At 53.8% G+C, this 13,670-nt stretch carries 9 protein-coding genes and 1 other RNA gene; all 10 read right to left on the bottom strand.

From position 1 onward, the window contains the following. Window positions 1–178 precede the first annotated feature (178 nt). The 10 genes from QQF33_RS03910 to garR all read right to left on the bottom strand — a co-directional run bounded on the left by QQF33_RS03910 (window position 179) and on the right by garR (window position 13,647). The gene (locus QQF33_RS03910; RefSeq protein WP_282491765.1) at window positions 179–589 is read right to left on the bottom strand and encodes a Spy/CpxP family protein refolding chaperone; all 411 of its coding nucleotides are present in this window, start codon (window positions 587–589) and stop codon (window positions 179–181) included. 152 nt (window positions 590–741) lie between these two features. Then, the gene (gene pflB, locus QQF33_RS03915) at window positions 742–3,036 is read right to left on the bottom strand and encodes a formate C-acetyltransferase (RefSeq protein ID WP_285145792.1); all 2,295 of its coding nucleotides are present in this window, start codon (window positions 3,034–3,036) and stop codon (window positions 742–744) included. A 15-nt stretch (window positions 3,037–3,051) separates the two neighbouring features. Continuing rightward, window positions 3,052–4,260, bottom strand: coding sequence for a propionate kinase (gene tdcD / locus QQF33_RS03920; RefSeq protein ID WP_285148171.1), 1,209 nt, complete (start codon window positions 4,258–4,260; stop codon window positions 3,052–3,054). A gap of 30 nt (window positions 4,261–4,290) precedes the next feature. Continuing rightward, window positions 4,291–5,622 carry a threonine/serine transporter TdcC gene (gene tdcC, locus QQF33_RS03925; protein WP_282491768.1) on the bottom strand — a complete coding sequence of 444 codons (1,332 nt, stop codon included), beginning with the start codon at window positions 5,620–5,622 and terminating at the stop codon, window positions 4,291–4,293. A 13-nt stretch (window positions 5,623–5,635) separates the two neighbouring features. Next, window positions 5,636–6,625, bottom strand: coding sequence for a bifunctional threonine ammonia-lyase/L-serine ammonia-lyase TdcB (gene tdcB / locus QQF33_RS03930; protein WP_282491769.1), 990 nt, complete (start codon window positions 6,623–6,625; stop codon window positions 5,636–5,638). 100 nt (window positions 6,626–6,725) lie between these two features. Further along, window positions 6,726–7,667, bottom strand: a complete 942-nt coding sequence (gene tdcA, locus QQF33_RS03935; protein ID WP_282491770.1) for a transcriptional regulator TdcA — start codon at window positions 7,665–7,667, stop codon at window positions 6,726–6,728. Window positions 7,668–8,368: 701 nt separating this feature from the next. Next, window positions 8,369–10,288, bottom strand: coding sequence for a methyl-accepting chemotaxis protein (locus QQF33_RS03940; protein WP_455583661.1), 1,920 nt, complete (start codon window positions 10,286–10,288; stop codon window positions 8,369–8,371). 817 nt (window positions 10,289–11,105) lie between these two features. Next, window positions 11,106–11,482: RNase P RNA component class A (rnpB, locus tag QQF33_RS03945), an RNA gene on the bottom strand. A gap of 32 nt (window positions 11,483–11,514) precedes the next feature. Further along, window positions 11,515–12,660 (bottom strand): glycerate 2-kinase, encoded by a 1,146-nt coding sequence (garK, locus tag QQF33_RS03950; protein WP_285148169.1) that lies wholly within the window; start codon window positions 12,658–12,660, stop codon window positions 11,515–11,517. Window positions 12,661–12,756: 96 nt separating this feature from the next. Then, window positions 12,757–13,647, bottom strand: a complete 891-nt coding sequence (garR, locus tag QQF33_RS03955) for a 2-hydroxy-3-oxopropionate reductase (protein ID WP_285148168.1) — start codon at window positions 13,645–13,647, stop codon at window positions 12,757–12,759. Window positions 13,648–13,670 lie beyond the last annotated feature (23 nt).

Genomic DNA, 13,670 nt, shown 5'->3' on the forward strand with positions numbered 1-13,670 from the left:
TTGGAAACATTAACACACTAAAGCATCACAATATTTCCAATTAACCCGCTATTAATTCCATTATTCAGATAACGTAATCAGCGTAAATTTAAATTGATAATATTAATAACGAAAAAACAGAGAGTTTAATATAACAATTAGACATAACAAAACGCCCGCGACAAGCGCGGGCATCGGATCACTCGCTCAGCGCATTCGCCATATCGGTTTTGATCTGCTTACGCTGCTCCGGCGTGAGCACCTGGCTGACATCGAAGTAGTATTTCACACGGTAATAACGCGCCTGCTCTTCCACTTTGCTGAAAGCCGCGAGCTGGTTTTTCACCACACTTTCGTTCCATTTTCCGGACTGGAACATATCAATCAGCGCGCCATCTTTCACGCCGGTCATCGGGATCTTGCTGACGCTGTCTTCCAGTTTCTGGTGCAGATCTTCAATTTTCTTCACCTGATCGTTGCTGAGCTTAAGATGTTGAACCAGCGGATCTTGCGAAGGGGACGGTGCAGCCTCAACGTTTGCAGCCTGAGCCGCAAAACTAAAACCCGCGAGGGTGGCGGCGAGCAGGGCAATTCGGGTCATTTTCATCATCTTACTGTCCTTAAATGGTGGTAGGGAAAAGCAGGGGCATTGTTTTTCAAGACCGGATGAAGATGTGTGATCAATTATATAAACAAATTTGTATGTTCAGCGGGCAAAAAAAAGCCCCCTTCTAAGAAGGGGGCCTGTTCACAGGTGTTGGCTTAAATCGCCTGGGTAAAGGTTCGTGAAATCACGTCCTGCTGCTGCTCGCGCGTCAGGGCGTTAAAGCGGACCGCATAGCCTGATACGCGGATCGTCAGGTTCGGATAATTCTCTGGATGTTCAATGGCATCCATCAGCATTTCCCGGTTCATGACGTTGACGTTCAGGTGCTGCCCGCCCTCGATGGCCGCCTCGTGGTGGAAGTACCCGTCCAGCAGGCCGACGAGGTTGGTTTTGCGGACCCCTTCGTCCTTGCCCAGCGCCTGCGGCACAATCGAGAAGGTGTACGAAATCCCGTCTTTGGCGTAGGTGAACGGCAATTTCGCCACCGAGGTTAACGACGCCACCGCCCCTTTGCGATCGCGCCCGTGCATCGGGTTCGCACCCGGCGCAAACGGTGTGCCACCGCGGCGGCCGTCCGGGGTATTCCCCGTTTTCTGACCGTACACCACGTTCGAGGTGATGGTCAGAATCGACTGGGTCGGCACGGCGTTGCGATAGGTTGGCAGCGCCTGAATTTTCTTCATAAAGCGCTCAACCAAATCGCAGGCGATGCTGTCCACGCGGTCGTCGTTGTTACCGTACTGCGGATACTCCCCTTCAATCACGAAGTCGACGGCCAGGCCCGTGTGGTCGCGCACCGGTTTCACCGTGGCGTACTTGATCGCCGCCAGAGAATCCGCCGCCACCGACAGGCCCGCGATACCGCAGGCCATGGTGCGATGGACGTCGCGATCGTGCAGCGCCATCAGCGACGCTTCATAGCTGTATTTGTCGTGCATGTAGTGGATCAGGTTCAGGGCGCTGATGTACTGCACCGCCAGCCAGTCCATAAAGTGATCGAGGCTCGCCATCACGGTGTCGTAATCCAGCACGTCATCCAGCAGCGGCGCGGTTTTCGGGCCGACCTGGATTTTCAGCTTCTCATCCACCCCGCCGTTGATTGCGTACAGCAGCGTTTTGGCGAGGTTGGCGCGCGCCCCGAAGAACTGCATCTGCTTGCCGATCACCATCGGGCTGACGCAGCAGGCGATGGCGTAATCATCGCTGTCGAAATCAGCGCGCATCAGATCGTCATTCTCGTACTGCAGCGAGGAGGTCGCGATCGACATCTGCGCGGCATATTTTTTGAAGGCAATCGGCAGCTGTTCCGACCAGAGGATCGTCAGGTTCGGCTCCGGCGCTGGCCCCATGGTGTTGAGCGTGTGCAGATAGCGGAACGAGGATTTGCTGACCAGCGTGCGGCCATCCAGCCCCATCCCGCCGATCACTTCCGTAGCCCAGATCGGATCGCCCGAGAACAGGGTGTCGAACTCCGGGGTACGCAGGAAGCGCACCATGCGGATCTTCATGATGAAGTGATCGATCAGCTCCTGCGCCTGCTGCTCGTTCAGGCGTCCGGCCTTCATGTCGCGTTCGATGTAAATATCGAGGAAGGTCGCCGTGCGGCCCAGGGACATCGCCCCGCCGTTCTGGGATTTCACCGCCGCCAGATAGGCAAAGTACAACCACTGCACCGCTTCCTGGGCGTTCATCGCCGGACGAGAAATATCACACCCGTATTTGGCCGCCATCTCCTGGATTTGCAGCAGCGCGCGGCGGTGCTCGGACAGCTCTTCGCGCAGGCGAATGGTCGCCTCGAGATCTTCTCCGCGCTCCATTCTCGGCTGCAGATCGGCAAACTGCAGCTCACGTTCGCGTACCAGATAACTGATGCCGTACAGTGCCACGCGGCGGTAGTCGCCGATAATGCGTCCACGTCCGTATCCGTCCGGCAGACCGGTGAGCACGCCGGATTTACGACAGCGCATCATCTCCGGAGAGTAGACGTCGAATACGCCCTGGTTGTGGGTCTTGCGCAGATGGGTGAAGAGGTATTCGAACTGCGGATCCATCTCGCGTCCATAGGCTTCAAAGGAGCTGCGGATCATGTTGATCCCGCCATACGGATGCAGGGCGCGCTTCAGCGGGCTGTCCGTTTGCAGGCCGACAATGGTTTCCAGCTCTTTCTCAATGTAGCCCGGCCCGTGGGCAGTGATGGTGGTGGCGACGTTAGTGTCGAAATCGACCGGGGCATGGGTGGCGTTCTCCTGACGAATACCCTCCATCACCTTCTGCCATAGCGCCGTGGTGGCAGGCGTCGCGGGTGCTAAAAAGTGCTCATCACCCTCGTACGGCGTGTAGTTATGCTGGATAAAATCCCGCACGTTAATGCTCTCTTGCCAGTCGTTACCGCAAAAGCCGGCCCACGCGTCGCTGTAGGGAGCGACACGAATATCGATATTTACCTTCATGAGTTTCTCTCTGTGTCAGGCGATTTCCGCAGCCAGATGGACCTTTCCAAGACGGAGGGCATCCTGTGCGATCATTTTTTCTTCGTTGGTTGGGATCACGGCGCAGGGCACGCGGGACGTGTCTGCGGAGATGACGCGCTCACCGGCGCTGCCGGGCTGGGCGTTTTTCTCTTCATCAAGCTGGATGCCGAGCACCCGCAGGCGATCCGTCACCAGTTGGCGAATCAGCCGCGAGTTTTCACCGATGCCGCCCGTAAAGATCACACCGTCCAGACGATGCAGGGACGCGGCATGACCGGCGATATGGCGGGCGATGCGATGGACGAAGGTCTCAATCGCCAGGCGGGCGCGTTCGTGTCCGTCGTGCCAGGCTTTTTCCAGGGTGCGCAAATCAGACGAGAGGCCGGAAAGCCCGAGCAGGCCGGACTCTTTGTTGACGACGCGCTCGAGATCCTCGAACGTCTGCCCAGTCTGCTCGGCAATCCACGCCATCGCACCAAAATCGACGTCGCCGCATCGCGTGCCCATCATCAGTCCTTCCAGCGGCGTCATGCCCATGGAGGTGTCCACGCTGCGCCCGTTGCGAACCGCGCAAATCGATGCCCCGTTGCCGAGGTGCGCAATCACCAGCCCGCTATCCGCTTCGGGAATATTCAGCAGCCCATAAGCCTGCTGAGAAACATAGCGGTGAGAGGTGCCGTGGAAGCCGTAGCGGCGCACGCCGAGCTCTTCGAAGAAGCGATACGGCAGACCGTAGAGATAAGCCTGAGGCGCGAGCGTCTGGTGGAAACTGGTATCAAACACCGCCACCTGCTGCACGCCGGGGAACAGCTGCTGCGCGGCTTCCACGCCGCTGAGATTGGCGTAATTGTGCAGCGGGGCCAGAGGCGACACCTGACGGATCTGGTCGATAACCTCATCAGTGATCAGGGTGGACTCACTGAACAGGCTGCCACCGTGAGCGATGCGGTGGCCAATTAAGGCCACGCTGCTCATCAAGTCGCGCTTCTCCAGCTCCAGGGCGATGGCAGCCAACGCCCCTTCGTAGTCCTTGCGAGCCAGTGCGACTGGCTCGCTCCCGTTCACGGATATAAAGGCATTGTCGGTGTTCACGCCGTCGGCGATGCCGGTCATCAGTGCTTCGCAGCTCGCCGCATCCAGCACCGAAAACTTCACAGAAGACGATCCACAGTTAATGACCAATACAACCGGAAATTCATTCATGTCTTTACTCCGCTCATCCTGAGCTTTGAATCAGAAAAGTTTGTAAACGATATTCAGAATGGTCAGCAGGCCAATCGCGGTGACGAAGATGTTCTCGGTTCTGCCTTTGAATTTCGCCAGCGCTGGCGTTTTGCGGATGGCGTACATCGGCAGCAGGCACAGCAGAGAGGCGATAATCGGTGCGCCCATCGCTTCAATCAGGTCCAGAATGTTCGGGTTGGCGTAGGCCACGACCCAGGTGGAGCCCATGATGAAGATCATGCTGATGGTGTTGAGTTTGCCGACAGACACTTTCTTCTTATCGCCTTTGTAGCCAAACTTCAGCACCAGGCCGTTCAGCCCTTCCAGCGTACCCAGGTAGTGGCCGAAGAAGGATTTGAAGATGGCGACCAGAGCGATAATCGACGCGCCGTATTCCAGCACGGTGGCGAAGGTCGATTTGGTGCCCGAGAGCGACGCGAAGTGGTTAGCCAGGTAAGAGAGCACCGGAATGTTCTGCGCTTTGGCTTCGGCCATGTTCTGCGGAGAGAGCGTGAACAGGCAGCTAAAGGCGAAGAACATCACCACCGCCACCATCAACATGCTCGCGCGGCCGATGATTTTGGAACATTTCTGCTCGGTGAACTCTTTGCCGAACTCGCCTTCATACTCTTCACGTTTCGACACCACGAACGAGGAGACGATTGGCGAGAAGTTGAAGGAGAAGACCATGATCGAAATCCCCAGCCAGACGGTGACCAGAATGCCGTCGTGTCCGGTGAAGGAGATGTCACTCAGGTTGACCTGGTCGATCACCGCCGAGTTCCAGTAAGGGATCAGCGACAGGGAGATCAGCACCAGGCTGGCGATGAACGGGAACACCAGGAAGCTCATCACTTTCACCATCAGGTCTTTACCAAACCAGATAACGAAGGCCATCAGCAGGAGCAGGAACAGGGCTACAAAGCCGCGGTTCAGCGCAGGCAGCTGGAGCTGGTTTTCCCAGAAGGTCATGAAGGTGTTAGTAATGGTGACGCCGTAAATCCACAGCAGAGGGCAAATCGCAAAGAAGTAGAGGAAGGTGATGACCACACCGCCGGTCTTACCAAAATGCTCTTCCACCGTCTCGGTGATGTTACCGGACGGATTGCTGCCGGAGAGGCACAGACGCGCCAGCGCACGGTGGCAGTAGAAGGCGATCGGATACGCCAGCAGCAGCATCAGCAGAATTGGGATCAGCCCGCCAAAACCCGCGCGGATGGGGAAGAACAGCACGCCCGCGCCGATTGCCGTACCGAACAGCCCCAGTGTCCAGGTGGTATCTGATTTTCGCCAGGAAGACGTTTTTGTCTGACTGGCAATGATAGTTTCAGAGTTGCTCATAATTTATCCTTATTTATGCATCAACGAGGCCGGTAATTTGGGAAACGCGGGAAAGGTCGATATTGCCGCCGGAAATAATACTAACCGTTTTGCGCCCCTGAATATAATGATCCAGTTTTCCGCTTAATAATGCAGCCGTTGCCAGTGCCCCAGCCCCTTCTGTCACCACTTTATTGCGCTGGATCAGCGCGACCATGCTGTTGCGAATATCGTCTTCGCTCACCAGCACGATGTCGTCGACTAATTCACGGACAATCTCGAAGGTTAAATTACCTGGACGAGAAACATCGCAACCGTCGGCTAATGTCCCGGTGGTACGGTGATTCATAATTTCCCCGGCGTAGTACGACGCCGCCATACCGTGAACGTTTTCGGACTGCACGCCGATAATATTAATGGTTGGGTTAATGGATTTAATCGCCGTAGCTATCCCGGCAATTAATCCGCCGCCGCCGATCGGGACAATGACGTTATCGACATCATATAAGTCTTCGAGAATTTCCAGACCAATGGTGCCCTGCCCGGCAATGACTTTCACGTCGTCATACGGTGGAATAAAGATGCGGCCTTCCAGTTCGACGATTTCGCTGACTTTAGCGATGGTGTCGTTAAAGTTCTCGCCGTGGAGTATCACTTCCGCGGAGTAATCGCGTGTGGCAGCCACTTTCGATTTCGGCGCGCCCATCGGCATCACCACTTTGCCGTCGATGCCGAGCATGGCGCAGGAGAGCGACACGCCCTGAGCGTGGTTACCTGCCGAGCACGCCACCACGCCTTTGCGGCGTTCGGCTTCGGTTAACGAGCTTAATTTGTTGAAGGCACCGCGAATTTTAAACGAGCCGGTGCGCTGCATATTTTCAAACTTCAGGAAAATTTCACCCTTGCAACGCTCGCTCAGATAATTCGAACGCGGCATACCGGTTTTATAAATTTTACCCGCCAGACGTTTGCGAGCATCTTGTATTTCTTCAATCGTTACCGGAAGATCGTAAGTAATGTGCATATAATCCTCTTTATAATAATTCATTTTCTGTAAACAAAATCTGGGTGTCAGCGAGGAATATTCCTCACCGGGTGTTTTAAAATGGATGCTGCTAAAAATATTATTCAGTTAATGTCAGCTGTTTTCGCCTTTCGCTGTTTTGCGCGGAATATTGCTTCGCCAACTCCACTAATACCGAAGCGGATTTTTTAATACGATAATTTTTTGACCAGACGGCGGCATAGCGTGCCACGGGTAATTCATCTTCCACCGGCAGCACCACAAACTGGTCTGAACCGAATGGCGTAATCATGTCTCTCGGGATCACGGTGAGATAATCGGCATTGAGAACCAGGTTATAGATGGTGACGACGGAATCGGTCTGGACGATGTTTTCGATGCTGATGTGGTTATTCTGAAGGGTGGTTAATAATTCTTTGTAGTAGCCCATATCGGTTTGCGGCATCACCCACTGCTCATGCGTGAGCGATGCCAGTGTCGTCGTTGTGGTGCACGTTCGTGTTTTACTCGCCACCAGCACAAACTCGGACTCAAACAGCGGCTCGACGTGCAGGTCCTGCAGCAGCATCTCATCGCTCAGGGTGCCGATGGCGAAATCCAGCCGACCGTCGCGAATGGCCGGGAGGAACGAAGAGAGCTGCGCTTCAAACATGGAGACGCGCGCTTTCGGGAACACTTCCTTGAACTTTTTGATCATGCTGGAGAGGAACGTGAAGCCAATCAGCGACGGGTAGCCGAACGAAACGTCGATAACGGTACTGAAGCTCAGGCTGTTCATCTCACTGACCATGTTCTTCATTTCGCGGGTGATGGATTCGGAGTACGCGAGGAGGGTTTGCCCCGCGCTGGTCAGCTTCACGCCGGTGTTTTTGCGCACAATCAGCTCAACGCCAAAGTAGGATTCGATATCATTGATGATTTTGCTGACGGCCGGCTGAGTCAGGCCAAGTTGTCGGGCGGCAGAACCGATAGATCCACTTTTAATGACTTCCTGAAATACAACCAGATGTTGCGTTTTCGGTAGAATAATAGTGTTCGTCATATTCTGCTCTTATTTCCTTATGCCGTGGCAGAATTCTACTCATTATTGATGACGAGGGTATGTGCTGTTACTCACAGATTACTTTTTCATATTACACAGAGACTCTTCAACCCCCTCATTAACAGATATAAATCATACACTTACCATTAACTCAATCAATGAAACGCCTGATATTGATCAACAAAAGTCACGCAGATAAATTAAATTTATGGCAATAACCATGATCTATTTATGGCGATAAACCAGAATGAATAAAGGTGATATTTCAGGCAATTAAAGGTGAATAAATAGACGTTATTTGCCTTAAACATTTTTGTATATTATCAAATAAGTTAATAAATACGTGTCAGCATCGGGAAAAGCGTCGAGGGCATCACACATTCACAAGGCAAATGTATTGAACGGAAAGATTTCGTTAATCTATGAGCCATAAATGAGTTACAAACCGACAGCATTCATAACATCCATTCAACACTGAAAAATGGCGGGTTTTCAGCGCGTAATTTTGTGAATGGGATCGCGTGGATTGGAAAAAAATCACTATTACGACCATAAACAGTGAAATGTGCTATTAGTCGCAAAAATGAGAATTGGTTTGATTTGGCGAGTCCGGTTTCGTGGCACTCAGTCTCTTTTCCCACATCTTAGGATCTCACGTCAGGCAGTTTGCTGCCTGACGTGAGGAAGTGACGTGACAAGATTCAGAACTGAACCCAGTCGTTTTGTGGCTGCGCGGCTTGTATAACCAGCACAGGCTTGACTGTCTGCGCTTCGCTCGCCCGCTGGGTAGCTGCAGTAGAGACTTTGAACACGGAGACCACTTTTTCCAACTGGACGGCCTGCCCTTCCAGCGAGCTGGCGGCGGCAGAGGACTCTTCCACCAGCGCCGCATTTTGCTGAGTGGTGGTGTCCATCTCGGCCATCGCCTGGGCAATTTGTGAAATACCGCGGCTTTGTTCGTCCGTAGCGGAAGCAATCTCGCTCATGATGTTGCGCACCTGTGCCACGGAACTCTCAATACGCGTCATCGCTTCCCCCGCCCCTTCGACAAGGTTAAAGCCAGTGTCGACAAACACCGCCGATTCGTTGATCAGGTTTTCAATTTCTTTCGCCGACTGGGCGCTGCGTTGAGCAAGGCTGCGCACTTCCGCCGCGACCACTGCAAATCCTTTCCCCTGATCGCCCGCGCGTGCAGCCTCAACGGCGGCATTCAGCGCCAGGATATTCGTCTGGAAGGCGATGCTGTTAATGACCGTGGTGATCTCTGAAATGCGGCGCGAGCTGATACGCACATTCTTCATGGTGTCGATCACTTTCTGCGAGATTTGGCTCCCTTCGCTGGCATTTACTGAGGCTTCCTGGGCCAGTACGCGGGCGTGATTGGCATTTTCTGCGTTCAGGGCCACGGTGGAGGTTAGCTCTTCCATACTGGCTGCCGTTTGAACCACGGCGGCAGACTGCTGCTCGGTACGCGACGACAGATCTAAATTGCCAGCGGCAATTTCCGACGCTGAACGCGCCACGCTGTCCACCCCTTCCCGCACATCACGAATGATGCTTTTCAGGCTTTCATTCATGGTGGCAACCGCCTGCATCAGGAGACCTAATTCATCCTGGCGGGTATGGGTGAGGTTTCCAGTGAGATCGCCTTTGGCAATCTGTTCGGCCACCCGTAAGGTTTCATTGAGCGGGCGGGTGATCGACCGGGTGATCGCCATCGCCAGCAGTACGGCTAGCACGATACCCGCGGCGGCTACGGTAGCCATTTGCCATTGCACGCTAATGACGGCATCAACCATTTTTTGCTGCTGCAGATTAGAGAGCGCCTGGATGTCCTCCGTCAGGATCTCCGCTTTATCAGTTAAATTATCGGAAAGTGAAGTTTGCACGCCCCAGACGTTACGGTAATTTCTCAGCTCCTGACTAATGCGATTGATGCTGTCGATGTTGGTCTGCATCATCGCCCGTCGCGCGTCGGGCAGCATCGTTAAAAGCTGTTCAGAGATGGTTTTACCGTTCTGCAGGAACGTCGTGACGACTTTCTGTTGCTCCAGCGTCGGATGCTGTTTATAGAGCGTCAATTGTGAATCAATGTCACTCATCGTGAAGGCCGCTTGGGCGCTCAGTAATGCTTCTGCAGGCGAGAGCGACGGGTCCCGGCTCTGCTGGATAATGAGAGCGGCATTGCTGGAAAGTATCTGAGAAGAGAGCTGTTCTTCACTCTGCTTTTTTTCCGCAATGGCTTTGTTAAAGGGGGTCAGCGCGGCAATGTAGTCATTCACGGCATCAGTGGTCGTGTTCAGTGCGGCTTTACCATCCACCGACCAGCTAAAGCGGTGCAGCAGGTTAAGGGTCTCCAGTAACTCTCCCGTCCCATCGTTAATGTTATCCAGATATTTTTGATCCATGGTGTACTGGAAATTCGTACGCGCAACACGAATTGACGAAAGGGATTTGTAGAGATTCGTGGCTAAATTGCTTTTGGTCGCTTTATCCTGAATCGCGTTAAGTCCCAGTAAACCCGATGAAAGTATCATGAGGGTAACCAGCAGGATCACCGAAAACCCCAAGAATAGTTTTCGGCTAACTTTTAAATTCATAAAGTGATTTGTTAAGCTCATATATGCTCCTACAATATCGGCTCTTGCCGATGAGAAATACTCTTATTATCTTCCATCATTGATGGAATGGATATTCCCAGACATTAGCTATCAAAATGAAAAAACCTTCACCGAGAGGATCTTCGTTAACACATTGATAATTAACCCCGTAACGGTAATGTTTGAGGTTGTCATTAAAGCCAGTAAATATAGTTATTATTAATAATATATAAAATATTTATAATTATAAGAGCATTAGATAAATAGCTGAAAAATCAAATCTTTAAACAATGATAAGAAACACTGCATAAAGAGATCGGGAAATATCCAGAGAAAATTTAATTTAAATGCTTTTTTTGTGCGCCACATATTTTTAATACTATTAACGATGCGGATTGTATGGCTGCCATGTAATACAGTCAAGTATTCCGCGAGCCTTCCAAATCGTTTATTCGAACATCTAAAATGATTAAAGCTAAATTAAATCACTCATTAAAAAGGCTGCCACACTAATACCATAGTGGTATCTCCAGTTAAAAAAACCTGTATTTTCAATTAATATTTAGGTCAATTTTTCATACCACACCCTCGGTCATCGAGCGGTAAGTTTTCAGGATTTGAACGCGTGAGTGCAAAAAAAAATAGTGTGGAAACGGGTTAAGCTGAAGAAAGGCAGCTTTCTCGCCCCCAGAAAGCAAAAACCCCGCCGAAGCGGGGTTTTCTTAATGGTTGAAGCTGACCGATAAGCCGCGTTCTTTTAAGAATAGTGTCGTGGACAGTCATTCATCTTTCACGCCGTCCAGAAGCAAAAACCCCGCCGAAGCGGGGTTTTCTTAATGGTTGAAGCTGACCGATAAGCCGGGTTCTGTCGTGGACAGTCATTCATCTAGGCCAGCAATCGCTCACTGGCTCAAGCAGCCTACCCGGGTTCAGTACGGGCCGTACCTGGTGAACCCCTATTTGGCCTTGCTCCGGGTGGAGTTTACCGTGCCACGGACTGTTGCCAGCCGCGCGGTGCGCTCTTACCGCACCCTTTCACCCTTACCTGATCCCGCTTGCGCGGGCCATCGGCGGTTTGCTCTCTGTTGCACTGGTCGTGGGTTTCCCCCCCAGGCGTTACCTGGCACCCTGCCCTATGGAGCCCGGACTTTCCTCCCCTCCGCCCGTCTCCCCCGAGAGGGACGACGACGAAGCGGCGACTGTCTGGTCAGCTTCGGCGCGAAGTATAGAGGGTTTGAGGGCCGCTGTCACCCTTGCGTGCGCATCCCCACCTGCAAAGTCGCCGCGATGTTGCGTGACGAGCGATAAATGTTGTCAAACGCACCGCGGAAAGCCTCTTCTAGCGTGCCAATACTGTTGAGCACGCTGAAGACCGCGTCGATGCCGTACTGATGCACCACACCGACGTCGCTGGTCAAACTGCCCGCAATGCCGATCACCGGTTTGTGATATTTTTTGGCGACGTTTGCCACGCCCACCGGCACTTTACCGTGAATACTCTGGCTGTCGATGCGCCCTTCACCGGTCAGCACCAGGGTGCAGTCGTGGATATGCTCTTCGAGGTTTAGCGCCTGAGTGACAATCTCAATCCCGCTGCGCAGCTCTGCGCCGAGAAACGCCATCAGCGCCGCGCCCATGCCGCCCGCCGCACCGGAACCCGGCACGTTTTTCACGTCGATCGACAGGGATTTTTTAATCACGTCCGCGAAGTGGCTGAGATTGCGATCGAGCTCGACGATTTTCGCCTCGTCGGCCCCTTTCTGCGGCCCAAAAATGCGCGACGCCCCTTTCTCGCCGATCAGCGGATTGGTGACATCGCAGGCCACGCGAATGGTGCAGCCTTTCAGTCGTGGGTCCAGCCCGGAAATATCGATGTGGTTCAGCGCCATCAGGCTGCCACCGCCATCACCAATCTCCGTGCCGTTGGCGTCACACAGCTTCGCGCCCAGCGCCTGCACCATCCCGGCCCCGCCGTCGTTGGTCGCGCTGCCGCCAATGCCGATAATAATGTTGCGCGCGCCGTTATCCAGCGCCTGCAGAATCAGTTCGCCGGTGCCGCGAGAAGTGGTGATCAGCGGATTACGCTTTGCCGACGGCACCAGCGCCAGTCCGCTGGCGGCGGCCATTTCGATAATCGCGGTTGCGCCATCGCCGGACATTCCCCAGCAGGCCTTCACTTTTTCGCCCAGTGGGCCGGTGACCACGGCGTGGTGCTCAGTTCCCTGGGTGGCGGCAATCATCGCGTCGACCGTGCCTTCTCCGCCATCGGCGACAGGCACAGAGACATACTGAGCATCAGGAAAGATTTCCCGAAATCCTTTTTCTATCGCCTGTGCCACCTCAAAGGCGGACAGGCTTTCTTTATAAGAGTCAGGGGCGATTACGATTTTCATAGTGGTAGCCTGTTACTGCACAACGCCGGATGACGTTTCACTTATCCGGCCTACAGGGTAGGCCCGGTAAGCGCAGCGCCACCGGGCAGAACGTCATTAGCGAGTGACTTCCACTTTCGCCATTTTTTCGTAGTAGCACGCGATGGCGCTGTGATCCGCATTTCCCAGACCATCGGCACGCAGGGCCTGCATCATCTCCATCACCGCAGCGGTCAGCGGCAGCTGTGCGCCCACGCCGTGCGAGGTATCCAGCGCGTTCGCCAGATCTTTGATGTGCAGATCGATACGGAAGCCCGGTTTGAAGTTACGATCCATCACCATCGGCGCTTTGGCGTCCAGCACGGTACTGCCCGCCAGTCCGCCGCGAATCGCCTGATACACCAGATCCGGGTTCACGCCCGCTTTGGTCGCCAGGGTCAGGGCTTCAGACATCGCGGCAATGTTCAGCGCCACAATCACCTGGTTCGCCAGTTTGGTGACGTTACCCGCCCCGATTTCACCGGTGTGCACCACGGAACCGGCCATCGCTTTCAGCAGATCGTAATATTTATCGAAAATCGCTTTGTCGCCGCCGACCATGACGGAGAGGGTTCCGTCGATGGCTTTCGGCTCGCCGCCGCTCACCGGCGCATCCAGCATCTCCACGCCTTTCGCTTTCAGCGCTTCGCTGATTTCGCGGCTCGCCAGCGGGGCGATAGAGCTCATGTCGATCAGCACCAGGCCCGGCTTCGCGCCTTCGATCAGGCCGTTTTCACCCAGCGCTACTTCCTGCACGTGCGGGGAGTTGGGCAGCATGGTGATGACCACGTCGCACTGCTCGGCAATCGCTTTGGCCGTGAGGGCCGTTTCGGCCCCGGCGGCAATCAGCTCGGCGATCACTTCCGGATTACGGTCGGACACCACCAGTGAGTAACCTGCTTTAATCAGGTTTTTACTCATTGGTTTACCCATGATCCCCAGGCCAATAAAACCAACTTTCATCGTCATAACGTTCTCTCTTCTCAGTGGTG

The organism is Lelliottia wanjuensis, from assembly GCF_030238365.1.
In the GTDB taxonomy this organism is placed as follows: Bacteria; Pseudomonadota; Gammaproteobacteria; order Enterobacterales; family Enterobacteriaceae; genus Enterobacter; species Enterobacter wanjuensis.